Here is a 23,673-nt window from a genome sequence, read left to right as displayed (position 1 = left end):
CGCCTCGTCATGGGTTGATCGTGTACTCCCCGTATTGACGACCCCAGACGTACTCGGTGAACATCGGCTGGCCGAGCTCGAAGTGGTTGTACGGCGCGATGCTGGCCCCGGTGTCCATGACCAGATACGGCGCCGGCCACAGGTCGTGGGTGATCGTCTGCCAGCAGCCGGGTGCGCCGCCGGGCCCGCCGCGAGCGTTCACCCTGGGAAGATTGTCCGGGTAGACATACGGGTTGGGCGCGGCTGTGAGCGTTCCCGCACCTGCCAGCGAATAGCCATTTCCACCAACTGCGTTCGCGACTTTCGGAGCGAGATCGTGAAAGTTGCGGATCATGCAGAACACTTCCGGGCTGTAGGTGTCGAGCAGCTGGGCGGTGGGCAGCAGGTCGGCGGCACCGCGCGACAGGTAGGGTCCGCCGCGCCGCAAGATGTCCTCACCGAGGTTGCCGGCACCCACTGCTGCGAGCAACGCGGCATCGAGGTCGTCCTGTTGCCGGTTGAGGGTGCCCACGGTAGTCAACGCGTTCTGCAGAAACTGCCACAAGTCCGGTGACGCGTTGACATAGACATCGGCCAGATCCGCCACCCGCCGCACATCGTGATGGATCTCGGGCATCCGCTGGTTGAGCCGCGCCACGATGGTATTGCCTTGTGACAGCGACTCGCCGAACCGGCTGCCCAGCCCGTCCAACGCCTGCGCCAACGCCGACAGTGTCGCGTTGAGGTCGATCGGATCGACTTTTTCAGCCAGCGAGGTGATCGTCTCGAACAACGTGTTGAACTCGGTGGTCACTGATCGCACATCGATAACATCGCGTGATGAAATCGACTGCGGTGAAGGATTTTTTGGTGAAGTAAGGGCAACGTACTTATTGCCGAACACAGTAGCTGCCTCGACATCGGCACTGACATTTGCCGGAATCAGCTTGATGTACTTCGGATCCACGTCCAGCAGCAGTTTGGCAGCGGGCTTCCCGTCGTGCTCGATCTCAGAGATTCTGGCAACCCGGCCGATGGCGACCCCGTTGTAGGTGACCTTCGCGCCGGTCTCCATCACCAACCCCGCCCGCGAAGCGATCATCGTCAGCGGGGTTTTCGGGGTGAAGTCACCGCGGAACTGCATGTAGACCAGCATCAGGACCACTGCGCATGCCAACAGTAGGGCCAGTCCTTCCAGGTACAGCAGAAAGGGTGAGCTTCTCCGCCTTGCCATCGTCATGTCGAATCACACCGTGAGGTTGAAGTTGGGGTCGACGCCGTAGAGTGCCAGCTCGGCCAGCAAGACCACGACGACCACCGAGACCAGCGAGAACCGCATCGAACGGCCGACCGCCTTGCCGACGCCCACCGGCCCGCCGCTGGCGGTGTAGCCGTAGTAGCAGTGGGTGAGCATCACGACCACCGCGATGACGACGACCTGCACGACCGACCAGCCGACGTCCTCGGGGCGCAGGAATGTCCGGAAGTAGTGCTCGTAGGTGCCGTTGGACTGCCCGTAGAACACCGTCGTGACGACCTGTCCGGACGTGAACGCCATGTCCAGTGCCAGTGCGTACAACGGCACGATCACTGCCAGCCCGCCCAGGACCCGGGTCGATACCAAAAACGCGATGGACTTGATGCCCATCACTTCCAGGGCGTCGATCTCCTCGCTGATCCGCATGGCGCCCAGCTGGGCGGTGGCCCCCGCCCCGACCGTGGCCGCCAGCGCGACGCCGGCCACGATGGGTGCAGCGACCCGGGTGTTGGCCAGCGCGGCGAAGAAGCCGGTGAATGCTTCCACACCGATGTTGCCCAGCGAGGCGAATCCTTGGATGGCGATGAGCGATCCACCCGACAGCGTGACGAAGCCGATGATGGCGACGGTGCCACCGACGACGGCCATCGCACCGGTGCCCATTCCGATTTCGGCGATCAGCCGCAGTGTTTCCCGGCGGTAGCGGCGCAGCGCCCACCAGATCTGGCCGATGCTGATCCGGGTGAACCGCGCGAAAGTGCCGATCTCTGCCAGCGTTCGGGCCGCGGCGCCGCCGTAGCGGCTGAGGGTGGCTGCTGTTCGCGGGTAGCGAGCGCGCAGGACGGCGGCGGTGGACACGGTGGCCACCTCAGCGCCCCGTCCCGAACCGCACGCCGATCGTGGTCAGCACGACGTTGACCGCGAACAGCGCGAGCACGCACAACACCAGCGTCTCGTTGACCGCAGTGCCGACGCCCTTGGCCCCGCCCTTGGTGGTGAGCCCCCGGTAACAGCCGACCAACCCGGCGATCAGCCCGAAAATAGCCGATTTGATCACCGAGATGACCACCTCGGGAAGGCCGGTGATCAAAGTCAGCGTCCCGACGTAGGCCCCGGCCGAGATGTGCTGGATGAAAACGCCGAACACGAATCCGCCGACCAGGCCGATGGTGATCACCGCGCCGTTGAGCAATGTTCCGACGCAGGTCGAGGCGACCACCCGGGGAACCACCAGCCGGTGGATCGGATCGATCCCGAGCACCTCCATCGCATCGATTTCCTCACGAATGGTGCGGGCGCCCAGGTCGGCGCAGATGGCCGTCGACCCGGCGCCGGCCACCACGAGCACCGTGGTCATCGGGCCGAGCTGGGTCACCACGCCCAGCGCGGCACCCGCCCCGGAGATGTCGGCGGCACCGAACTCGGCCAGCAGGAGGTTGAGCGTAAACACGATCAGCACGGTCAGCGGAATCGAGACCGCCAGCGTCGGCAGCAACGAGACGCTCGTGATGAACCAGCCCTGCAGGATGGTTTCGCGCCACTGAAAGCGCGGCTTGATTAAGGCTTTTCCGGCCAGCACGCACATCCGGTAGAACCCACCGACGGCCTCGGCGCCGGGCCGCAACTGGTCGCGAATATAGTCGGTGAGCGCGCCATCAGTCGCCGTCGATGTCGTCATTGCTGCTCCCCTTGGGTCCGCAGTGCCGTTTCCATCGTGGTGTTCGCGAGTTCGAGCAAGTCGTGGGCAAGCTTTTTCGCTTCGCCGGGATCACCGGCACACAACGCTTCGGCTAATTTCCGGTAGGCCTCCGGGTGAGCAGCCTCGGCGGTCATCGCAGTGGCCAATACCGGTAACGCCGGCTCGTAGGCGTCGCGAAAAGCATTGAACATCAATCGGAAAACGATCGAATCAGCACCGTCGACCACGTGCTCCCAGAATTCGAGCGCTTGGCGGTGCCATTGGAGGGGATCGGTCTCGGTCTCCAGCGCGCGCACCGAATCGGCCAGTAACGCCGCCAATTCGGGTTTATGCCGTTCGGCTGCCAGCTCAGCGACCTTCGGGCCGGTGCGCAGCCGGGCCTCCAAAATGCTGTGGACGACCGAAACGTCGAGCTTGCCGTCGCGAAAGAGCAGCCGCGGCAACAGGTCCAGGCCGGCGTGTCGGCGAAAGTCACGCACGGTGGTGGCGTCGCCCTGGCGCACCTCGATCAGGCCGACGGCGGACAGGCGCTTGAGCGCTTCGCGCACCGCGGGACGAGACACCCCCAGCAACTCCGCCAGCCGGCGCTCGCTGGGCAGCACCTCACCGGGCTGCATCTCGCCGCTGAGCACCTCGGTGACGATCTGCTCGAAGACTGCTTCGGTCACCGATCGGCGGTGCACCGGCTGCAGTGCCATGTCCAGCAGTATGATGGGTAAGAGGTCAGAGGTCAAGTGGTCAGACCAATCTTCCCGCGAATAGCGGTGAGATCGCGTTGAGCAGGCTATCCGGCGGCGCGCGTCGCGGGGTGCACCGCGACCAGCCCCAACTTGCTGCGCCGCTTACACGTCGCCGCCAACTCCGCGTAGGCCTTCTCGCCGAGCAGCTCGGTCAGCTCGGTGGCCAGGCTTTCCCACACCTGCTTGGCGCCGACGTGCGCCGCCGGATCGCCGGTGCAGTACCAGTGCAGACCGGCACCGCCGGCACCCCAGCCACGGCGGTCGTATTCGGTGACCGTGGTCTTGAGGATCTCGCTGCCGTCCGGGCGGGTCACCCATTCCTGGCTGCGCCGGATCGGTAGCTGCCAGCACACGTCGGGTTTCATCGTGAGTGGGTGCACGCCGAGGCGGCGCGCCGCGACATGCAGGGCGCAGCCGGGCCCGGCTTTGAATCCGGGCCGGTTCAAGAAGATGCACGCGCCCTTGTGTTTGCGGGTGCGCCACTGCGGTGCACCGTCGTGCTCGTCGAGCTCCAGGTAGCCCTTGCGGCCGCGGCCTTTCTCGCGGAACTGCCAGTCGTCCTCGGTCAGTTTGCGCACGGCGCGGTCGAGTCGGGCGCGGTCTTCGTCGTCGCACAAAAACGCCCCGTGCGAACAACATCCGTCGTGGGGCCGTCCGGCCACCGTCCCCTGGCAGGCCGGGGTGCCGAAAACGCACGTCCAGCGCGATAACAGCCAGGTCAAGTCGGCTGCGATCAGATGCTCGGGATTGTCCGGGTCGTAAAACTCCACCCATTCGCGCGCGAAGTCTAATTCGACCTCGCCAGGGTGGTCGGACCGTGAACGTGTCACGAGCCTACGGTAGACCAAAGCCCGGCCCACCCGGGGCTGAGCGGAAACATCGGCCGCTGCGCGTTACGCGGTCTGCGCCGGCACCAGTTAGGTTGTGTTTCGTGCGATTGGGCGTGCTGGACGTGGGCAGTAACACGGTGCATCTGCTGGTTGTCGACGCCCACCGCGGCGGGCATCCGACACCGATGAGTTCGACGAAGGCGGCACTGCGGCTGGCCGAAGCCACCGACGGCTCGGGCAAGATCACCCGCCGCGGTGCCGACGAGCTGGTCGCCACGATCGCCGAATTCAGCAAGATCGCGGTCAGTTCCGGTTGCGTCGAACTGATGGCGTTTGCCACCTCGGCGATCCGCGACGCCAAGAACGTCGAAGACGTGCTGGCCCGGGTGCGCGCCGAGACCGGAGTCGAGCTGCAGGTGCTGCGCGGCGTCGACGAGTCGCGGCTGACCTTCTTGGCGGTGCGCCGCTGGTACGGGTGGAGCGCCGGGCGGATTGTCAACATCGACATCGGCGGTGGCTCGCTGGAGCTGTCCAACGGCGTCGACGAGGAACCCGAGGTGGCATTGTCGCTGCCGTTGGGCGCCGGCCGGCTGACCCGGGAATGGCTCAAAGAGGATCCGCCCGGCCGACGTCGGGTCGAAATGTTGCGTGATTGGCTCGACGCCGAATTGGCCGGCGCCGCGGTGACAGTCCTGGACGCGGGCTCCCCCGACCTCGCCGTGGCAACGTCGAAGACCTTCCGCTCGCTGGCGAGGCTCACTGGCGCTGCGCCGTCGGCTGCAGGGCCGCGGGTAAAGCGGACACTTACCTCCAGCGGTCTTCGACAGGTCATAGCATTCATCTCTAGGATGACGACCGCTGACCGAGCTGAGCTGGAAGGAGTAAGTGCCGAACGGGCGCCCCAAATCGTTGCGGGAGCTTTGGTGGCGGAGGCGAGTATGCGAGCGCTGTCGATCGAAACCGTGGACATCTGCCCGTGGGCGCTGCGGGAGGGCCTGATCTTGCGCAAGCTCGACAGCGAAGCCGACGGGACCGCACTCGTCGAGACGCCGGTGCGTGACGCTCGCGGCCGGCTGGGCGACCCGACGTCGGTTGGCCGATCGAGAGGCGGCCTGTCATGACCGGACCGCAGGACAGCTCGAGCACCCGCCCGATCTCGGTGTCCGAACTGCTGGCCAGAAACGGCAGTATCGGTGCCCCGCCGCCCGTTACGGGTCGCCGTCGCCGTCGGCGCGGTAACAGCGACGCGGTAACGGTTGCCGAGCTGACCGGGGAGATTCCGGTTGTTCGCGCCGACGCCGAGCCTTCGGAGACGCCGCACCGCCGACCGGGTACCCACGCTCGCCGTGCCAACCGCACCGCGACGAACGACCTGACTGTCGCGGCCACCGACGACGCGGTCCGCGAGGCGTCACACTGGTCCGGACCGGAGCCGCGCTGGCCCGAATCTCCGCCGCAGCGGCCCGCTGCGTCAGGGCCCGAGCGCAGCGCCTTTCCGTTGCCGTTGCGCAGGTCTGCTCGGGTTGACACCGACCGTTCCGACCGTTTGGAGACGCAACCCGGCGCCGAGGGGATGAGCCCGGACCCGCTGGAGAGCTACACCGCGATGCCGGTCGATGTGATGGACACCGAGGTGCGAGAAGCCGTTCCGGCAACCGAGGACTCTGCGTACGTGCGCTCGTACCTGGGTCCGTCGGCGGGCCTGTTCTTCGGCGGGAACACCGCCGCCGAGGTCGTCGACGCCAGTGCCGACGAAAACGTGGCGCCCGGCCACGTCGGCGACGACGCCGCTGACGCGGCAGCGGACCAGCCGGATCTCGCCGCGGATGTCGACAGCCACCCGCGGCCGGGCCGCGCCGAAACCATCCTGCGCGGCGGATTGGTGGTCGTGCAGTCGAGCCTGGCGGCGGGCTTCGGCGCGGCACTGTTCATCGCGTTCGATCAGCTGTGGAGGTGGAACAACATCGTGGCGTTGGTGCTGTCAGTGCTGGTCATTCTCGGGCTGGTGGTGGCGGTGCGGGTGGTCCGCAGGACCGAGGACATTGTCAGCACGCTGATCGCGGTCGCGGTGGGAGCATTCGTCACGCTCGGGCCGCTGGCTATGTTGCAATCCGGCTAGCCCCTCGGTGCGCCCAGCCATCAAGGTCGGTCTGTCCACGGCCTCGGTCTACCCGATGAAGACCGAGGCCGCCTTCGAGTATGCCGCCGAGCTCGGCTACGACGGCGTCGAGCTGATGGTGTGGGGCGAATCGGTCAGTCAGGACATCGCCGCGGTCGAAAGGCTCTCTCGCCGGTATCGGGTGCCGGTGCTGTCGTTGCATGCTCCGTGTCTGCTGATCTCGCAACGGGTCTGGGGAGCCAACCCGATTCTCAAGCTGGCACGCAGCGTACGGGCCGCTGAACGGCTTGGCGCTCAAACCGTCGTCGTGCATCCGCCGTTTCGCTGGCAGCGCCGTTACGCCGACGGATTCAGCGAGCAGGTCGCCGAGCTGGAGAAATCCAGCGAGGTGCAGGTGGCGGTGGAGAACATGTTCCCGTTCCGGGCGGACCGGTTGTTCGGGGCCGGTCAGGCAGAAGAGCGGATGCGCAGACGCGGTGGCGGACCCGGTCCGGGGTTTTCGGCGTTTGCGCCCTCGTATGATCCGCTGGACGGCAACCATGCGCACTACACGCTGGACCTGTCGCACACCGCGACCGCAGGAACCGACGCGGTCGAGATGGCGCGGCGGATGGGTTCTGGTCTGGCGCATCTGCATCTGTGCGACGGCAGCGGGTTGCCCGCAGACGAGCATCTCGTGCCGGGGCGCGGCACCCAGCCGGTGGTCGAGGTATGCCAGATGCTGGCCGCCGGTGACTTCGCCGGCCATGTCGTTCTGGAGGTGTCCACCTCGAGCGTGCGGTCGACTCACGAGCGCGAAGCCATGCTCGCCGAATCGTTGCAGTTCGCCCGGACGCACCTGTTGCGGTGAGGCCGCAGGAAAACCACGACACCACAAGGATATCGATGAGCCCGCTGTTCACCTCCGCGATGCAACTGCGTGAGGCCGAATCCGATAGTGCCCAACGTGTCTTCGACGCCGAGTTAGACAAGCACTGGACCATCGGGCCCAAGGTGCACGGCGGGGCGATGCTGGCGTTATGCGCCAACGCCGCTCGTACCGCTTATGATCACGCGGCGCCCGGCGACGACGCCACGCGGAGCGCGGTTCAGCCGGTCTCGGTATCGGGCAGCTTCCTGTGGGCGCCCGACCCCGGTCCGATGCGGCTGATCACCGCGATCCGCAAGCGGGGGCGGCGCATCGGCGTCGTCGACGTCGAGCTCAGCCAGGGGGATCGCACTGCTGTGCACGCGGTGGTCACGCTCGGCGAGCCGGAGCATGCGGTCCCGCCGCTGTTGTCGGCCAACCCCGTTGTCGACCTGATGGCACCCGAACCGCCTGACGACGTCGCGCCGGTCGGTCCGGGCCATCCGATGGCCGGGCTGGTGAATTTGGCCGAGGGCTGCGATGTGCGGCCGGTGGTTTCGACGCTGGCGCCCACCGACGGGCGGCCGCCGCTGATCCAGCTGTGGGTGAGGCCGCGCGGCGTGGCACCCGACGTGCTGTTCGCGCTGATGTGCGGGGACGTCTCGGCCCCGGTGAGTTTCGCCGTCGGCCGCACCGGCTGGGCGCCCACTGTGCAGCTCACCGCCTACGTGCGGGGGCTGCCGGCCGACGGTTGGCTGCGCGTCGTATCCACCTGCACCGAAATCGGGCAGGACTGGTTTGACGAGGACCACGTCGTGGTCGACTGCGATGACCGCATTGTGGTGCAGACCCGCCAGCTCGCGATGGTGCCCGCCCGGTAACGGGGGACCCGCTGCGCGCGGCTGCGCCGCGCTTGCGATCGCCCGGGGCTGGTCTGCCATGCTTGCCAGCATGGCCAGAATCGCGATTGTCGGCGGCGGGAACATGGGGGAGGCGTTGCTGTCGGGTCTGCTGCGCGCGGGACGGCAGGTGAAAGACCTGGTGGTGGCCGAACGACTGCCCGACCGCGCCAAATACCTGGCTGATACCTACTCGGTGCTGGTGACGTCGCTGGCCGACGCGGTGGAGAACGCCACATTCGTCATCATCGCCGTCAAACCCTCCGACGTGGTGCCGGTCGTCGACGAGATCGCCCATCTTGTGGCCCGGGCCGAGGAAAACAGCCCCGAGCAGGTGTTCATCACCGTGGCGGCCGGCGTTACCACCGCGTACCTGGAATCCAGGCTGCCGGCTGGGTGTTCGGTGGTTCGGGTCATGCCCAACGCCCCGGCCTTGGTCGGTGCGGGAGTCAGCGCGCTGGCCTCGGGTCGCTTCGCGACTCCCGAAGAGCTCAAAGAGGTCGCCGCCCTGTTCGACTCCGTCGGCGGCGTGCTGACGGTTCCGGAGGCGCAGCTGGACGCGGTGACCGCGGTCTCCGGTTCGGGTCCGGCATATTTCTTCCTGATGGTCGAGGCGCTGGTGGATGCTGCCGTCGCGGTCGGGCTGAGCCGCCCGGTCGCCAGCGAACTCGTCGTGCAGACCATGGCGGGATCGGCGGCAATGCTGCTGGAGCGGATGGAACAAGAGCGGGAACCCGGTGGCGCGCCCGCCGACACGTCGATTGCGGCCCGGCTGCGGGCGACCGTCACCTCGCCGGGCGGCACGACCGCGGCTGGGCTGCGTGAACTTGAGCGCGGCGGTTTTCGCGCGGCGGTCGACAATGCGGTACAGGCCGCAAAAACTCGATCTGAACAGCTACGAATCACATCAGAGTGATTAATTAGGTTTTTAAGGATTTTCCCACACCCGTCGCAATAACCCCACTGGTCCCGCTATTCTCCTTTGTGTATGCGCATGTGGGTGCCAGCGGAGGGGAAGCCGCTGGGACTGCATGTGCCTGACTGATTGGGTTGCGATGACGTCTACGAACGGGCCATCTGCACGGGATTCGGCTGGCAAATCGACAAGAGACAGCAGTTCCGCCGACGGCCAGCAGCCGAGGACGCAATTTCTCACGGTGGCTGAAGTGGCGGCGCTGATGCGGGTAAGCAAGATGACGGTCTACCGGTTGGTCCACAACGGTGAGCTGCCCGCGGTTCGCGTCGGGCGATCCTTCCGGGTGCATGCCAAGGCCGTGCACGACATGCTGGAGAGCTCGTACTTCGACGCGGGTTAACGACTCCACGGCCCCGGCAGCATACGGGACAGCGGTGGGAGTGAGCCTGCGGTGTGCGCTGTGCCCGGCGGGCGGTGCCCGTCGGGACGCTTCACGCTGCTCGCACGCCGGACGGTTTTCCGTTCGTTAGCCCCGCCCGGTACAGTATGCGGGTCGTTTCATCGGCCGCCACGGCCGCACTCGGAAGGGCCACACGGATAGCGGAGTTATGGGTTCAGTAATCAAAAAGCGGCGTAAGAGGATGTCGAAAAAAAAGCACCGCAAGCTGCTTCGCCGTACCCGGGTGCAGCGCAGAAAACTCGGGAAGTAGCGCGCGACCTGCGGCGACGGCCATTCGCCGGTGATGCCGCTGCTGCCGGCGGTGGTTAGGCTGTCGAGGTGGATCCGTCGAAGAGTCAGCCGGGTGTCGGCTCGGACAAGGTTGGCGATACCGTTCATTACCCCAAGGTCGTGTTGGTCACCGGTGCGTGCCGGTTTCTGGGCGGGTATCTGACCGCCCGGCTTGCGCAGAACCCGTTTGTCAACCGCGTCATCGCGGTGGACGCCATCGCTCCGAGCAAGGACATGCTGCGCCGCATGGGTCGAGCCGAGTTCGTTCGTGCCGACATTCGCAACCCCTTTATCGCCAAGGTGATTCGAAATGGCGATGTCGACACAGTGGTACACGCGTCAGCCGCGTCCTACGCGCCGCGTTCGGGCGGTGGCGCGACGTTGAAAGAAATCAACGTGATGGGTGCGATGCAACTATTCGCGGCTTGCCAAAAAGCGCCGTCGGTGCGCCGGGTCGTGCTGAAGTCCACCTCCGAGGTCTACGGGTCGAGCTCTCGCGATCCGGTGATGTTCACCGAAGACAGCATCAGCCGCCGGCCATTCCGTGAAGGGTTCCCGAAGGACAGCCTCGACATCGAGGGCTACGTGCGTGGCCTGGGGCGGCGCCGACCCGACATCGCGGTGACCATTCTGCGGCTGGCCAACATGATCGGCCCGGCGATGGACACCACGCTGTCGCGCTATCTGGCCGGGCCGCTGGTCCCCGTGGTCGTCGGTCGCGACGCCCGGCTGCAGTTGCTGCACGAACAGGACGCACTGGGTGCTCTGGAGCGCGCCGCGATGGCCGGCAAGCCAGGCACCTTCAACATCGGCGGCGACGGCATCATCATGTTGTCGCAGGCGATCCGGCGAGCGGGCCGGATCCCACTGCCGGTGCCGGGGTTCGGGCTGTGGGCGCTCGATTCGCTGCGGCGGGCCAATCGCTACACCGAACTCAACCGCGAGCAACTGGACTACCTCAGTTACGGGCGCGTGATGGACACCACCAGGATGCGCGCAGAGCTCGGCTACCACCCCAAGTGGACGACGGCCGAAGCGTTTGACGATTACGTCCGCGGCCGAGGTTTGACTCCCATTATCGATCCGCAGTGGGTACGCTCCATTGAAGGTCGAGCCGTGGCAGCAGCGCAGCGCTTAGGCAGCCGAACCGGAATCAGCTAAGGCGTGGAGAGGCTAAACATATGGCGGGCGACTCCAGAGCAAAAGTCATTCCGCTGCATGCAAGTTCGAATCGTGCGGCCGCCCAGCGGCGAGCCAGTCAACGCTCTCAGACAGCGCGTCGGCATCCGTCGCTGCTGTCCGATCCCGGCGCGCAGGCTTCCTCCGAGCAGATCGCTGCGGTCGTCCGGGAGATCGATCGGCGCCATCGCAACGCCGATGGCAAAACCCTGGCCGAAGCCCCCGACACCGACCTTGCACAGCGGGTCGCCGCAGCTGCCGAGTTTCTGCGCCGGCGACTGACCGGCGACTACACCGTCGACGAGTTCGGGTTCGATCCGCATTTCAACGACGCGATCGTGCGTCCTTTGCTGAGGTTCTTTTTCAAGTCCTGGTTCCGGGTCGAGGTCAGCGGTGTCGAGCACCTGCCGGCCACCGGCGCCGCTTTGGTTGTCGCCAACCATGCCGGGGTCCTTCCTTTCGACGGGCTGATGGCATCGGTGGCGGTGCACGACCAGCATCCGGCCCACCGGGATCTGCGCTTGTTGGCCGCCGACATGGTGTTCGACCTGCCGGTGATCGGAGTGACCGCGCGCAAGGCCGGCCACACGATAGCCTGCACCACCGACGCACACCGGCTCCTGACCGCCGGCGAGCTGACCGCGGTATTCCCGGAGGGCTACAAGGGGCTGGGCAAGCGATTCAAGGACCGCTACAAGCTCCAGCGGTTCGGCCGCGGCGGCTTCGTGTCGGTGGCGTTGCGCACCAAAGCACCGATCGTGCCGTGTTCGATTGTCGGATCCGAAGAGATCTATCCGATGCTGGCCGACGTTAAACTGCTGGCCCGGCTGTGGGGCCTGCCCTACTTCCCGATCACACCGCTGTTTCCGGCGGCGGGCCTGGCCGGTCTGGTGCCGCTCCCGTCAAAATGGCACATCGCCTTCGGCGAGCCGATCGCCACCGCTGACTACGACACCGCCGACGCCGACGACCCGATGGTCACCTTCGAGCTGACCGATCACGTGCGCGAGACCATCCAGCAGACCCTGTACCGTCTGCTGGCCGGGCGGCGCAACATGTTCCTTGGCTGATTGCCGCCGATGGTTGCCGCACCCTTCCGGGCCATTCAGGCTGCCGGCTTGATCAAGGTGAACTGGCAAACGTCGGTGTAGCCTTGACGGAACAGGTCGGCGCACCCGGTCAGGTATTTCATGTAGCGGTCATAGACCTCTTCGGACTGGATGGCGATCGCCTCGTCTTTGTGCTGCTGCAGCGCCGCCGCCCAGGTATCCAGCGTCCTGGCGTAGTGCAACCGTAGCGGCTGGATGCGAGTGATCGCGAAACCGGCCTTGGTGGCATGGTCTTCGACCTGCACGACCTTGGGCAGGTTACCGCCGGGGAAGATCTCGTCCATGATGAATTTGACGAAGTGCAGCAGGCGCATCGTCAGCGGGAGGCCACGCTGTGCGATTTCGTCGTCACTTGGCCGCACGATGGTGTGCAGCAGCATCACCCCGTCGGGCGGCAGCGCCCGATAGGCCATGGTGAAAAAGTCGGCGTACCGGTCGAAGCCGAAGTGTTCGAACGCGCCGATCGACACGATCCGGTCGACCGGCTCGTCGAACTCCTCCCAGCCCTTCAAAAGGATCCTGGTGCTGCGGGGCGTGTGCATCGTCTCGAACATCCGCTGCACGTGGGCGGCCTGGTTCTTGCTCAAGGTCAGCCCGATCACGTTGACGTCGTAGCGCTCGACGGCGCGGCGCATCGTGGCGCCCCAGCCGCAGCCGACGTCGAGCAGCGTCATGCCCGGCTGCAGGCCCAGCTTGCCCAGCGCCAGGTCGATCTTGGCGATCTGGGCTTCTTCCAGCGTCATGTCGTCGCGCTCGAAGTACGCGCAGCTGTAGGTCTGCGTCGGGTCGAGGAACAGTCGGAAGAAATCGTCGGAGAGATCGTAGTGCGCCTGCACGTTGTCGAAACGCGGCGTCAGTTTCGCGGCCATCGACTCACCCCCTGCTTGATATGTGCCGACTTTAGGCTCCGGCTCGGATGGCTGCGATTGCCGCCACCGTCGCGCTGGCAGTCGCGGCGTCCTGGCGGGAGGACTCACCGAGCATGGTGACGACACTGGTGATCACCGGACGGCCTTCGGAGTCGGTGACCTCGCTGCGGATCTCGCTCACGACCGTGCCGTGAGATTCGATGACCCCGTCGAGGTACGTGTCGAAGTACAGTCGGTCACCGGCCACGACTGGCCGATGGAATGTGAATTTCTGGTCGCGGTGGAACACCCGGGCGATGTTGATCGGGATGTCGAACTTGGTAAAGACCTCCAGCTGGACCCGTCGTCCGGCGATTGCCAGGAAGGTCAGTGGCGCGACCAGCGCCGGATAACCGCCCTCGGCGGCGGCTTCCTCGCTGAAATGCATGGGGTGGTCATCCTTGACCGCCATCGCGAACTCCCGGATTTTTTCCCGGCCCACCTCGAAGTGGTCCGGGAACCGATAGTGGGTCCCGATGAGTTCTTGGGTTCCTTCGGGAACTGGCATGGCCTGCTGCTTTCCACGTGTAAGGCTGATTGGCGCAGCTTATCAGCGCGATCGACGGCGAGCCTACGTTCGACCTGCCGGCGCCCCTCGCGCGTTATGCGCGCTCGTGGCGACGCGACACGGGTTCGATGCGGTCGGTGCGCCCCTCGCGCGTTATGCGCGCTCGTGGCGACGCGACACGGCCGCAGCCAGCGCTCCTCCGGCGGCACCCAGCGCCAGCGCCGACGGCACCCCGATCCGGGCCGCCTTGCGTGCGGTCCGGTAGTCGCGGATCTCCCAGCCCCGCTCGCGGGCCAGGCTGCGCAGCTGGGAGTCGGGATTGATAGCTACCGCCGTGCCTACCAGCGAGAGCAGGGGGACATCGTTGTAGCTATCCGAATAGGCGGTGCAGCGCTTGAGATTGAGGCCTTCCCGGATGGCCAGCGAGCGCACCGCGTGTGCTTTGCCGGCACCGTGCAGAATCTCGCCGACGAGCCTGCCGGTGAAGACACCGTCGATCGACTCGGCGACCGTGCCCAGTGCCCCGGTCAACCCGAGCCGGCGGGCGATGGTGACCGCGAGTTCATACGGGGTCGCGGTGACCAGCCACACCTGTTGGCCGGCGTCGAGGTGCATCTGAGCCAGCTCCCGGGTGCCGGCCCAGATCTTGTCGGCGATGACCTCGTCGTAGATCTCCTCGCCCAAGGCTTGCAGCTCAGCGGTGGATCGGCCTTCGATGAACGCTAGCGCTTTGCGCCGGCCGGCGGCGACGTCGTTGCTGTTCTCTCGGCCGCGCAGCCGAAACTTTGCTTGCGCGTAGATGAATCCGAGCACGTCACGATAGGTGAAGTAGTTGCGGCTGGCCAGGCCCCTGCCGAAATGCAACAGCGACGAGCCTTGCACCAAGGTGTTATCCACGTCGAAAAACGCCGCCGCGGTCAGATCGACCGGCGGCTGCTTGGGACCAGCGCGTAGACCGTCCAGCGCCCGTTCGGCACTGGCGCCGCCGGCCAGTGCCTCGAGGTCGGGGCGACCGGGATCCGCCCTGCCCGCGTCGGGGGACGCCGTCACGGAATCAACCCTATCCGCCGCTAAAGCGGCAGTGCGCGCGGTGATGGCGGAGGTAGGCCGCGCCCTGCGAACAGCGTCGGCATCGCGCTGATTGCGTGCCGCACCACGCGTCCGCCGCCTGGTGCGGCCCGACGACTCGGTGAGACGGCTCACACGCGGTTGATGTGTCGGATATGGCCAAGCAAGTCTCGGATTGCTCCCGCCGGCGGAGTGTGTCCGCCGGCCCAGATGGCGACAAGCTGCCGGTGCAGATTCAGGTCAGGGATACTGACGGTGCGTAGGCGGTCGCTTGCCAGGTCGTCGGCAACTGCGAGTCGACTCACGACCGCCGGCCCCGCGCCGGCGAGGACCGCGCAGCGCACCGCGGCCGTCGAAGGCAATTCCAAGGCCGGCGGTGCCTGCTGCACGTCATCGCCGAGGGCGCGGCGCAGCGCATTAGTGAGGGACTCGCGAGTGCCGGATCCTGGTTCGCGGGTGACCAGGGGTGTCTGGGCCAGTTCGGCGGCGCTGACCACGCGCGACGTTCGAGTCCACTTGTGATCCGGAGGTACGACGACCACCAGCTCGTCGTGCGCTACCGCACGACTGCCCAATCCCTCAGGGGGACGGGGGCTTTCGATGAACCCAAGGTCAGCCTCGCCCGTGCGGACGGTCGTGATGGCGCCTTCGCTGTTGGTCGCGGTCACAATCACTTTGGGTGCTTTCCGACCGAGTCGGCCGGCGGCGGCGGCTAACGAGATCAGCCACCGGGGCAAAAGCTGTTCCGCGATCGTTTGACTGGCCGCCACCTTGATGCGATCGCGGCTTTCGGTGCGCAGTGAGTCCAGGCCGGCATCGATGTGATGGGCAATCTCGAGTAGCCGCGCCGCCCACTCGGCAACGGCGACACCGGCGGGTGTGAGCTGGGTGCCGCGTCGGGTGCGGACAGCCAGCCGCACCCCGGTCAGAGCCTCCATCGCTGCCAAGCGTGACGACACAGCCTGCTGGGTCAGGCCGAATTCGTTGGCAGCCGCACCGATGCTGCCGGTGCGGGCTACCGCCAGCAGCGTCTCAAACGAGATGAGGTCAGGCATGCGGGGGCTAAGCACCGTTTGTCCGTGACTTGTCGGCATTGGCCCGATACCGCTGATCTGGGCAGCAATGTGGTCTTTGTCACTGGCGCCGTAACTAACGTCCGTCATGTCGGCGAGAGGTCCTCCTGTTAAGGATCTTGGCCGCCAAGGTTTGCGGTGTAGTGCTGTTGTGCGTCGCGTCCGAGTAAGGCTTGCCGTCCGGCGCTGTCCGCACGGGGATGAACGTGTGCGCTGTCTCAGGTTGACGCGGGCCCGGGCTGCCGGTGCTCAGGGTGCTGCTCGAGCTGCCATGAAGCGGTAGTACGGAGCGCAGGACGTCGATGGACCAGGCAAGGGGTTTTCCGCAGGTAAGGCAGCGCAACTCCCGCCCCTGTGAAACCAACCGATCGATATGTATGTCGATCGTGATTTGCAAGAAAGCCAGACAGTTGCGGCAGACAATCTCGACGAGATTGCCCAGTGCGTTGGTTCCGTCGTCCAAACAATGATCGATCGCGTGGTACTCCACAATATAGTCTGCGGGACGGTCGCAGCCTGCGTTGTTCTGGCAATCGATCGATGTCCAATCCAACGCAGCCAGCTCGGACGGGCGTGTGATAGTCGCGGCAGCGGTCGGTGACTGGCGATCGGCGGAAGTGTCGGTATTACCTCTGGACCTGGCCGCCGGCAGCACGCGGGGGACGTGCGCCGCAGTCGGGGCTGAATCCCGGGTGGTGTCGCGGTCCATCGTAGGCAATGGCATCGGCGTGGTGGCACGATGCACGGCGGCCTTCCCCGCGACTGGGTGTAATTTGCAGATCAGCACGATTTTGACCGCCACAAGATAGCCGAGAGCGCAGATCACAAGGACGGTCGACCAGCCGATGGAATCGAGCCAGTCGGCGCAGTATTTCAATAGTTGAAGCGGAATTGCGAACACTTCTGCCTCCAGATTTGATATCTGACGCATGAATTGATTATTCGTGGCGCACTAATAGTGCGCTAGACGAGAGTTATTGGTGACGACACAAAGCACCGTTGTTCTGTCGGATCCCGCTGACGTTTCCGCGGGCCGGCCTGCATCCACCATCCCCGCGTGGTGGGCGCGGTGCGCCCGCCGCGGCCGGTGCGACACTGACACCGTGAACCGCCGCCACGTACGGTTGCTGACCCGCGATGGCTGCGCGATCTGCACGCGGGTGTACGACCGGCTCGTCGAGCTGGCCGCCGAACTGGACTTCGAGCTGTCGGTCACCGATGTCGACGCGGCGGCGGCCACCGGCGATCCGGGCCTGCGCGCCGAATTCGGCGACCGGCTGCCGGTGGTGCTGCTCGACGGCCGTGAGCACAGCTATTGGGAGGTCGACGAGGCCCGGTTGCGGGCAGATCTGGCGTAACAGCCGGTGACACCCAAGCGAATTTGGTGGCGCACCGGGTTACGGACTACCGTGGGTAGCAGTTTGTTCACCGGTGACGTCAAGGGAGCAGACCAGGTGATCCAACCGTGAGTGTTCTGCTCTTCGGTGTGTCTCATCGCAGCGCACCGGTCTCGGTCCTCGAACAGCTATCCGCCGATGAAGGCGGCCAGATCAAAATTCTCGACGGCGTGTTGCAGTCTCCGCTGGTCACCGAGGCCATGATGTTGTCGACCTGCAACCGGGTCGAGTGCTACGCCGTCGTCGAGGCGTTCCACGGCGGCCTGTCGGTGATCGGACAGGTGCTTTCCGAGCATTCAGGGTTGTCGCTGGGGGATCTGACCAAGTACGCCTACGTGCGCTACAGCGAGGCCGCCGTCGAGCATTTGTTCGCCGTCGCCAGCGGCTTGGACTCGGCGGTGCTCGGCGAGCAGCAGGTGCTCGGGCAGGTCCGTCGCGCCTACGCCGCCGCCGAGGCCAACCGCGCCGTCGGGCGGGTGCTGCACGAGCTGGCCCAGCGCGCGCTGGCGGTCGGTAAGCGCGTGCACACCGAGACCGCGATCGACGCCGCCGGTGCGTCGGTGGTGTCGGTGGCCCTCGGCATGGCCCAAGCCCGGTTGGGTGGGCTGGCGGGCAAGACCGCCGCGGTGATCGGAGCCGGGGCGATGGGGGCGCTGTCAGCGTCCCACCTGGCCCGCGCCAACGTCCGGCACGTTCACGTCGTCAACCGGTCGCTGACCCGGGCGCAGCGGCTGGCCCGCAAGGTCCGCGACTCCGGGGTCTCGGCCGACGCGTTGGCCCTCGACCGGTTGTCGGCCGCGCTCAGTGGTGTCGACGTGGTGATCAGCTGCACCGGCGCGGTGCGCCCGGTGGTATCGCTGGCCGACGTGCATCACGCGCTGGCGGCCGCCCGCCGTGACGAAGCGGCCCAACCGCTGGTGTTGTGTGATCTGGGCATGCCGCGCGATGTCGATCCTGCCGTGGCCGGGCTGCCGGGCGTGTGGCTCGTCGACATGGATCGCATCCAGCGGGAGCCCTCGGCGCGAGCCGCGGGCGCCGACGCCGACGCCGCCCGTCACATCGTCGCCGCCGAGGTTGCCCGCTACCTTGCCGAACAACGTATGGCCGAGGTGACGCCAACGGTCACCGCGCTGCGGCGGCGGGCTGCCGACGTCGTCGAGGCCGAGTTGCTGCGCCTGGAGAACCGGCTGCCGGGACTGGATCCCGTCCAGCGCGACGAAGTTGCCCGCACGGTGCGGCGCGTGGTGGACAAGCTGCTGCACGCACCGACAGTGCGCATCAAGCAATTAGCCAGCGCGCCCGGCGGCGACAGCTACGCCGAAGCACTGCGCGAACTGTTCGAACTCGACCAGAACGCCGTCGACGCCGTCGCCACCGCCGGGGAATTGCCGGCGATCGGCGGTTATGACGGGTCCCTGCGCACCCGACCGACCGCCGAGTAGCCGCTTGGCCGACGTGATCCGGATAGGCACCCGGCGCAGCCTCTTGGCCCGCACCCAGGCCGGCGGCATCCGCGATGCGCTGATCGCCCGCGGTCATCCCGCGGTACTGGTGCCGATCAGCACCGAGGGCGACCGGTCGACGGCGCCGATCGCCACCCTCGGCGTGGGTGTCTTCACCGCGGCGTTGCGGCAGGCCATCGACGACGGCCGCGTCGACGTGGCGGTGCACTCGCACAAAGACCTGCCCACCGCCGAAGACCCGCGGTTAGTGGTCGCGGCGGTACCACCCCGCGAGGACCCCCGCGATGCGGTGGTCGCCCGCGACGGGCTGGCGCTGGGACAGTTGCCGACCGGCTCGGTGGTGGGCACCTCGTCCCCGCGGCGGGCCGCACAGCTTAGAGCATTGGGTCTCGGTTTGGAAATCCGCCCCCTAAGAGGCAACCTAGATACCAGGTTGAACAGGGTGAGCAGGGGTGAACTCGACGCGATCGTGGTGGCCCGAGCGGGTCTGGCCCGGCTGGGTCGACTCGACGACGTCACCGAGACGCTGGAGCCGGTCGTGCTATTGCCGGCGCCGGCTCAAGGCGCGCTCGCGGTGGAGTGCCGCGCTGGGGACAGCGCCCTCGCGGCACTATTGGCCGAGCTCGACGACGCCGACACCCGCGCCGCGGTCACCGCTGAACGTGCCCTGCTCGCCGAACTGGGGGCGGGTTGCTCCGCGCCGGTGGGCGCGATCGCCGAAGTGGTCGAGTCCCTCGACGAGGACGGCCGGGTCTTCGAGGAGTTGTCGCTGCGCGGCTGCGTGGCGGCGCTGGACGGATCCGATGTGGTCCGTGCGTCCGGCATCGGCAGTCCGAGTCGGGCACGGGAGCTGGGACTCTCGGTGGCCGCGGAGCTGTTCGCAGCGGGTGCGCGGGAACTCATGTCGATCGGGCGGTGAGACTACCGTGCGAGGAGGAATAACAGGATGACTCGTCAAGTAGCCGGGCGTGGGCGCAAGCCCAGGCCTGGCCGCATCGTGTTTGTCGGCTCTGGTCCGGGAGACCCCAGCCTGCTGACGACGCGGGCCGCAGCGGCGCTGGCGAATGCCGCCCTGGTGTTCACCGACCCCGATGTGCCCGAGCCGGTGCTGGCGCTGATCGGCAAGGATCTGCCCCCGGTGTCCGGGCCGGCCGAACCGGCCGCGGTAGCCCCCGCGATAGCCACCGAGGGCGTCACCGACAATCCGGGCGCTGCTGTGGTGGTGTCGCCGGGACCCGACATTCGCCCCGCGCTGGGCGATCCGGCCGAGGTGGCCAAAACGCTGACCAGCGAAGCCCGTTCGGGCACCGATGTGGTGCGGTTGGTGGCCGGCGACCCGCTGTCGGTTGACGCGGTCATCACCGAGGTCAACGCCGTCGCGCGCAGCCACCTCAATTTCGAGATCGTGCCCGGCTTGGCGCCGAGCTCGGTGGTACCGACGTACGCCGGGCTGCCGCTGGGCTCCTCGCACACCGTTGCCGATGTGCGCGCAGACCTCAAAGACGACGACTGGGCGGCGCTGGCGGCCGGTCCGGGTCCGCTGATCCTGCTGGCCACCGCACCGCGGGTGGCCGACACGGCGCGCACGCTGGTCGAGTACGGATTGGCCGACACGACCCCGTGCGTGGTCACCGCCAACGGAACGACGTGCGCGCAACGCTCGGTTTTGTCGACGTTGGGCGGGCTGGCCGATTCGGACGTGCCGGGCGGCAACGACCCGGCCGGACCGTTGACCGGTCCGGTGGTGATGACCATCGGCAAGACGGTAGCCCATCGGGCCAGGCTGAATTGGTGGGAGAGCCGCCCCCTGTACGGCTGGACCGTCCTGGTTCCGCGCACCAAGGACCAGGCCGGCGACATGAGTCAACGGCTGGCCGGCTACGGTGCGCTGCCGATCGAGGTGCCGACCATTGCCGTCGAGCCGCCGCGCAGCCCCGCGCAGATGGAGCGTGCCGTCAAAGGACTCGTCGACGGCCGCTACCAGTGGGTGGTGTTCACCTCGACCAACGCGGTGCGCGCGGTGTGGGAGAAGTTCAACGAGTTCGGTCTGGATGCCCGCGCGTTCTCGGGGGTGAAGATCGCCTGCGTCGGCGAAGCGACCGCTGATCGGGTGCGCGCGTTTGGCGTCAGCCCGGAGCTGGTGCCGTCGGGCGAGCAGTCCTCGCTGGGCCTGTTGGACGAATTCCCGTTCTATGACCGTATTTTCGATCCGGTAAACCGGGTGCTGCTGCCCCGCGCCGACATCGCCACCGAGACGTTGGCCGAGGGCCTGCGGGAACGCGGCTGGGAGATCGAAGACGTCACCGCTTACCGCACGGTACGGGCCGCGCCGCCGCCGGCGGAAACCCGCGAAATGATCAAGACCGGCGGGTTCGACGCCGTGTGCTTCACCTCGAGCTCCACGGTGCGCAATCTGGTCGGTATCGCCGGCAAGCCGCACGCGCGCACCATCGTGGCCTGCATCGGCCCCAAGACCGCCGAGACCGCGGCAGAGTTCGGCTTGCGCGTCGACGTTCAGCCCGACACGGCGGCGGTGGGCCCCCTCGTCGACGCACTGGCCGAGCACGCCGCACGACTTCGCGCCGAGGGTGCGCTGCCACCGCCGCGTAAGAAGAGCCGCAGGCGCTAGATGGCCTACCCTCGGCAGCGCCCGCGTCGGATTCGCTCGAGCTCGGCCATGCGCCGCTTGGTGGCGCAGACATCCTTGGAGCCAAGGCATCTGGTGTTACCTATGTTCGTCGCCGACGGCATCGACGAACCGCGGCCCATCGCGTCGATGCCCGGCGTGGTGCAACACACCCGCGACTCGCTGCGGCGCGCCGCCGCCGACGCGGTGAGCGCCGGAGTCGGCGGACTGATGCTGTTCGGAGTGCCCCGCGACGAAGACAAGGATGCCGCCGGTTCGGCCGGCACCGATCGCGACGGTATCCTCAACGTCGCGCTGCGTGATCTGGCCAAGGACCTCGGTGACGCGACTGTGCTGATGGCCGACACCTGTCTCGACGAGTTCACCGACCACGGGCACTGCGGCGTACTCGACGGCCGAGGTCGGGTCGACAACGACGCTACCCTGAAGCGCTATGTGGATTTAGCTGTGGCACAAGCAGATTCGGGCGCTCACGTGGTCGCGCCGAGTGGGATGATGGACGGCCAGGTCGGCGCGATCCGGGACGGCCTGGATGCGGCCGGGCACCTCGACGTGGTGATCCTGGCCTACGCCGCGAAGTTCGCATCGGCGTTTTACGGTCCATTCCGGGCGGCGGTGAACTCCAGCCTGTCCGGCGACCGTCGCACCTATCAGCAGGAGCCCGGCAATGCCCGCGAGGCCGTGCGCGAAATCGAGTTGGACCTCGACGAGGGTGCCGACATCGTGATGGTCAAACCTGCCCTGGGTTACCTCGACGTGGTGGCCGCTGCGGCCGATCTGTCGCCGGTGCCGGTGGCTGCCTACCAGGTGTCGGGGGAATACGCGATGATTTCCGCCGCGGCGGCTCACGGCTGGATCGACGAGCGTGCGGGCGCGCTGGAGTCGTTGACCAGCATCCGTCGCGCGGGCGCCGACATCGTGCTGACCTACTGGGCCGCCGAGGCGGCGGGCTGGCTGTCGTGAGTCGGCCGCCGAGCTGGCCGAGCACGCCGCCGGGTCCGTCCGCGCCGCCACAGCCGCCGACCCGGCCGGTGGACGTCGACACCGGGTTTTGGCTGTGGATGGCGGCGCTGCCATTGATGGTCATCGGCTACGTCGCCGACCTGGTCGGCTCCGGTGCCGGACGCGGCTCGGTTCTCGTCTACGCGGCCTCGGGGCTCTTCGCCGCGGTGGTGTGCGCGATCGTGGTGACCTTCCTGATCCTGATGCGGGCCGGTTACCGATGGGCTCGAACCGTCTTGACCGGCGGGGGCCTGGCCACGATCAGCTACGTGATGCTGCGGTTGTTCAGCGTGGACTGGCCGCCGCTGGCAGCGATCACCTGTGCTGTCACCGGCATCGTCGGGTCGGTGCTCATCGCCGGGGCGATCTTTTTGCTGCACCGCCGCGATGCCCACGCCTACTTCACGCGTTGAGCTTTCCCCGTTGAGACCGTGGTGTGCTGCTACATTTCGGTTAGGTTGACCCGGGGCGGTGGTGTGGCGGGCAACTCGAAGGATGCGATGTCAGTGACCGCACGGACGAATACCGGTCCGGCCCGGCTGTTTTACGAGGCCGGCGCCAGCTGGTATTGGGTGCTGACCGGCCCGCTGTCGGCCCTGGCGATGCTGATGATCGAGAAATCCAGCGGCAACGGCTGGCAATGGCCGGTCCCACTGGTGTTTTTGGTGCTGGTATCCGGGTTTGTCGGGCTGCAGGTGAAAGCGGCCCGGATCCACACCTCGGTCGAACTGACCCCCGAAACCCTGCGCCAGGGCACCGAAACGATCAAGGTGTCCGAGATCGTGGGGATCTACCCCGAGGCCGACAGTCCGGTGGTGACCGCGAAGGACCTGCAGCGCTGGCAATCCGCCCGCGCGCTCGGCGAACTGGTCGGGGTGCCGCGCGGCCGGGTGGGCATCGGGCTGCGGCTCACCCACGGGCGCACTGCTCAAGCCTGGGCGCGCCGGCACCGCCACCTGCGCGCCGCGCTGACCCCGCTGGTCGAGCAGCGAATCGGGCCGGCCACCCCCGGCGTCGACGACGGGTCGGACCGGTGACGGCGCGCAGCCGCGCCGTCGTCGAGCTCGGGGTGGCCGGTCTTGCCGTGCTCGGTTGCGGGTTGGCCTGGTCGGGGGTGCGCTCCACGGTGGCGGTCGCACCCGTCACCGACGGTCAGCCGGCCACCACATCGGTGGCCTATGACCCCCAGCTGTTGCTGTTGACGCTGATGCTGGCGACGGCCGCCGGCGTGCTGGCCGTGGTCGGGGGTGCCCGGCTGCGCCGGGCTGTGACCGAGAACACAGATATCCCATAGGGATACCG

Annotated in this window: 27 protein-coding genes; 17 read left to right on the top strand and 10 right to left on the bottom strand. The window is 67.0% G+C overall.

The window, feature by feature from the left end:
* Window positions 1-7: 7 nt before the first annotated feature.
* The 5 genes from F6Q13_RS01045 to F6Q13_RS01025 all read right to left on the bottom strand — a co-directional run bounded on the left by F6Q13_RS01045 (window position 8) and on the right by F6Q13_RS01025 (window position 4,506).
* Window positions 8-1,219 (bottom strand): MCE family protein, encoded by a 1,212-nt coding sequence (locus F6Q13_RS01045; RefSeq protein WP_293050952.1) that lies wholly within the window; start codon window positions 1,217-1,219, stop codon window positions 8-10.
* 6 nt (window positions 1,220-1,225) lie between these two features.
* A complete protein-coding gene (locus tag F6Q13_RS01040; protein WP_293050950.1) occupies window positions 1,226-2,095 on the bottom strand; it encodes an ABC transporter permease in 870 nt (289 codons plus the stop codon).
* A 10-nt stretch (window positions 2,096-2,105) separates the two neighbouring features.
* A complete protein-coding gene (locus F6Q13_RS01035; RefSeq protein WP_293050948.1) occupies window positions 2,106-2,915 on the bottom strand; it encodes an ABC transporter permease in 810 nt (269 codons plus the stop codon).
* Entirely contained in the window at window positions 2,912-3,634 is a 723-nt protein-coding gene (locus F6Q13_RS01030; RefSeq protein ID WP_293050946.1) for a FadR/GntR family transcriptional regulator, read from the bottom strand. Before F6Q13_RS01030 ends, F6Q13_RS01035 begins: the two co-directional genes overlap by 4 nt.
* An 86-nt stretch (window positions 3,635-3,720) precedes the next feature.
* On the bottom strand, window positions 3,721-4,506 hold the full coding sequence (locus tag F6Q13_RS01025) for a hypothetical protein (protein ID WP_293050944.1): 786 nt from the start codon (window positions 4,504-4,506) through the stop codon (window positions 3,721-3,723).
* 101 nt (window positions 4,507-4,607) lie between these two features.
* Between F6Q13_RS01025 and F6Q13_RS01020 the strand changes: the two genes are divergently transcribed.
* From F6Q13_RS01020 to F6Q13_RS00980, 9 genes are all read left to right on the top strand, one after another.
* Complete coding sequence (locus F6Q13_RS01020) at window positions 4,608-5,627, top strand: Ppx/GppA phosphatase family protein (protein WP_293050941.1); 1,020 nt, start codon at window positions 4,608-4,610, stop codon at window positions 5,625-5,627.
* The gene (locus tag F6Q13_RS01015; RefSeq protein ID WP_293050939.1) at window positions 5,624-6,625 is read left to right on the top strand and encodes a hypothetical protein; all 1,002 of its coding nucleotides are present in this window, start codon (window positions 5,624-5,626) and stop codon (window positions 6,623-6,625) included. Before F6Q13_RS01020 ends, F6Q13_RS01015 begins: the two co-directional genes overlap by 4 nt.
* A 7-nt stretch (window positions 6,626-6,632) precedes the next feature.
* The gene (locus F6Q13_RS01010) at window positions 6,633-7,475 is read left to right on the top strand and encodes a sugar phosphate isomerase/epimerase (RefSeq protein WP_293050937.1); all 843 of its coding nucleotides are present in this window, start codon (window positions 6,633-6,635) and stop codon (window positions 7,473-7,475) included.
* A 35-nt stretch (window positions 7,476-7,510) separates the two neighbouring features.
* The gene (locus F6Q13_RS01005) at window positions 7,511-8,353 is read left to right on the top strand and encodes a thioesterase family protein (protein ID WP_293050934.1); all 843 of its coding nucleotides are present in this window, start codon (window positions 7,511-7,513) and stop codon (window positions 8,351-8,353) included.
* A gap of 70 nt (window positions 8,354-8,423) precedes the next feature.
* On the top strand, window positions 8,424-9,287 hold the full coding sequence (gene proC, locus F6Q13_RS01000; RefSeq protein WP_293050931.1) for a pyrroline-5-carboxylate reductase: 864 nt from the start codon (window positions 8,424-8,426) through the stop codon (window positions 9,285-9,287).
* 139 nt (window positions 9,288-9,426) lie between these two features.
* Entirely contained in the window at window positions 9,427-9,687 is a 261-nt protein-coding gene (locus F6Q13_RS00995) for a cell division/environmental response transcriptional regulator (protein WP_293050928.1), read from the top strand.
* Between the two features lie 208 nt (window positions 9,688-9,895).
* Window positions 9,896-9,997 (top strand): AURKAIP1/COX24 domain-containing protein, encoded by a 102-nt coding sequence (locus F6Q13_RS00990; protein WP_003402602.1) that lies wholly within the window; start codon window positions 9,896-9,898, stop codon window positions 9,995-9,997.
* A 68-nt stretch (window positions 9,998-10,065) separates the two neighbouring features.
* Window positions 10,066-11,178, top strand: a complete 1,113-nt coding sequence (locus tag F6Q13_RS00985) for an SDR family oxidoreductase (protein ID WP_293050925.1) — start codon at window positions 10,066-10,068, stop codon at window positions 11,176-11,178.
* A 20-nt stretch (window positions 11,179-11,198) separates the two neighbouring features.
* Entirely contained in the window at window positions 11,199-12,266 is a 1,068-nt protein-coding gene (locus F6Q13_RS00980) for a lysophospholipid acyltransferase family protein (RefSeq protein WP_293050922.1), read from the top strand.
* A gap of 35 nt (window positions 12,267-12,301) precedes the next feature.
* Here F6Q13_RS00980 and F6Q13_RS00975 read toward each other — a convergent pair whose 3' ends face one another.
* The 5 genes from F6Q13_RS00975 to F6Q13_RS00955 form a co-directional block, all read right to left on the bottom strand.
* Window positions 12,302-13,174, bottom strand: a complete 873-nt coding sequence (locus tag F6Q13_RS00975; RefSeq protein WP_293050919.1) for a cyclopropane mycolic acid synthase family methyltransferase — start codon at window positions 13,172-13,174, stop codon at window positions 12,302-12,304.
* Window positions 13,175-13,205: 31 nt separating this feature from the next.
* The gene (locus F6Q13_RS00970) at window positions 13,206-13,721 is read right to left on the bottom strand and encodes a MaoC family dehydratase N-terminal domain-containing protein (RefSeq protein ID WP_293050916.1); all 516 of its coding nucleotides are present in this window, start codon (window positions 13,719-13,721) and stop codon (window positions 13,206-13,208) included.
* Window positions 13,722-13,874: 153 nt separating this feature from the next.
* Window positions 13,875-14,771: an HAD family phosphatase gene (locus tag F6Q13_RS00965; protein ID WP_293050913.1), complete on the bottom strand. Its 897-nt coding sequence runs from the start codon at window positions 14,769-14,771 to the stop codon at window positions 13,875-13,877.
* Between the two features lie 149 nt (window positions 14,772-14,920).
* On the bottom strand, window positions 14,921-15,883 hold the full coding sequence (locus tag F6Q13_RS00960) for a LysR family transcriptional regulator (protein WP_293051018.1): 963 nt from the start codon (window positions 15,881-15,883) through the stop codon (window positions 14,921-14,923).
* Between the two features lie 55 nt (window positions 15,884-15,938).
* Window positions 15,939-16,793 carry a hypothetical protein gene (locus F6Q13_RS00955; protein ID WP_293050910.1) on the bottom strand — a complete coding sequence of 285 codons (855 nt, stop codon included), beginning with the start codon at window positions 16,791-16,793 and terminating at the stop codon, window positions 15,939-15,941.
* A 172-nt stretch (window positions 16,794-16,965) separates the two neighbouring features.
* On the opposite strand from F6Q13_RS00955, the gene F6Q13_RS00950 reads away from it, so the two are divergent.
* The 8 genes from F6Q13_RS00950 (at window position 16,966) to F6Q13_RS00915 (ending at window position 23,665) form a co-directional block, all read left to right on the top strand.
* Window positions 16,966-17,220 (top strand): glutaredoxin family protein, encoded by a 255-nt coding sequence (locus tag F6Q13_RS00950; RefSeq protein ID WP_293050907.1) that lies wholly within the window; start codon window positions 16,966-16,968, stop codon window positions 17,218-17,220.
* Between the two features lie 107 nt (window positions 17,221-17,327).
* On the top strand, window positions 17,328-18,701 hold the full coding sequence (locus tag F6Q13_RS00945) for a glutamyl-tRNA reductase (protein WP_293050905.1): 1,374 nt from the start codon (window positions 17,328-17,330) through the stop codon (window positions 18,699-18,701).
* Window positions 18,702-18,714: 13 nt separating this feature from the next.
* The gene (gene hemC / locus F6Q13_RS00940) at window positions 18,715-19,641 is read left to right on the top strand and encodes a hydroxymethylbilane synthase (RefSeq protein ID WP_293051017.1); all 927 of its coding nucleotides are present in this window, start codon (window positions 18,715-18,717) and stop codon (window positions 19,639-19,641) included.
* 27 nt (window positions 19,642-19,668) lie between these two features.
* Complete coding sequence (locus F6Q13_RS00935) at window positions 19,669-21,351, top strand: bifunctional uroporphyrinogen-III C-methyltransferase/uroporphyrinogen-III synthase (protein ID WP_293050903.1); 1,683 nt, start codon at window positions 19,669-19,671, stop codon at window positions 21,349-21,351.
* On the top strand, window positions 21,352-22,332 hold the full coding sequence (hemB, locus tag F6Q13_RS00930; protein WP_293050901.1) for a porphobilinogen synthase: 981 nt from the start codon (window positions 21,352-21,354) through the stop codon (window positions 22,330-22,332). It begins immediately after the preceding gene.
* Complete coding sequence (locus F6Q13_RS00925) at window positions 22,329-22,784, top strand: hypothetical protein (protein ID WP_367140766.1); 456 nt, start codon at window positions 22,329-22,331, stop codon at window positions 22,782-22,784. The genes hemB and F6Q13_RS00925 overlap by 4 nt, the downstream gene beginning before the upstream one ends.
* A gap of 93 nt (window positions 22,785-22,877) precedes the next feature.
* Window positions 22,878-23,408, top strand: a complete 531-nt coding sequence (locus tag F6Q13_RS00920; protein WP_293050899.1) for a DUF3093 domain-containing protein — start codon at window positions 22,878-22,880, stop codon at window positions 23,406-23,408.
* Window positions 23,405-23,665 carry a hypothetical protein gene (locus F6Q13_RS00915; protein ID WP_293050897.1) on the top strand — a complete coding sequence of 87 codons (261 nt, stop codon included), beginning with the start codon at window positions 23,405-23,407 and terminating at the stop codon, window positions 23,663-23,665. Before F6Q13_RS00920 ends, F6Q13_RS00915 begins: the two co-directional genes overlap by 4 nt.
* The last annotated feature ends 8 nt before the right edge of the window (window positions 23,666-23,673 follow it).

Origin of the sequence: Mycobacterium sp. (genome assembly GCF_008709575.1) — a bacterium.
In the GTDB taxonomy this organism is placed as follows: Bacteria; Actinomycetota; Actinomycetes; order Mycobacteriales; family Mycobacteriaceae; genus Mycobacterium.
Note: the sequence above shows the minus strand (reverse complement) of the source record. Positions and strands in the feature narration are given on the sequence as shown.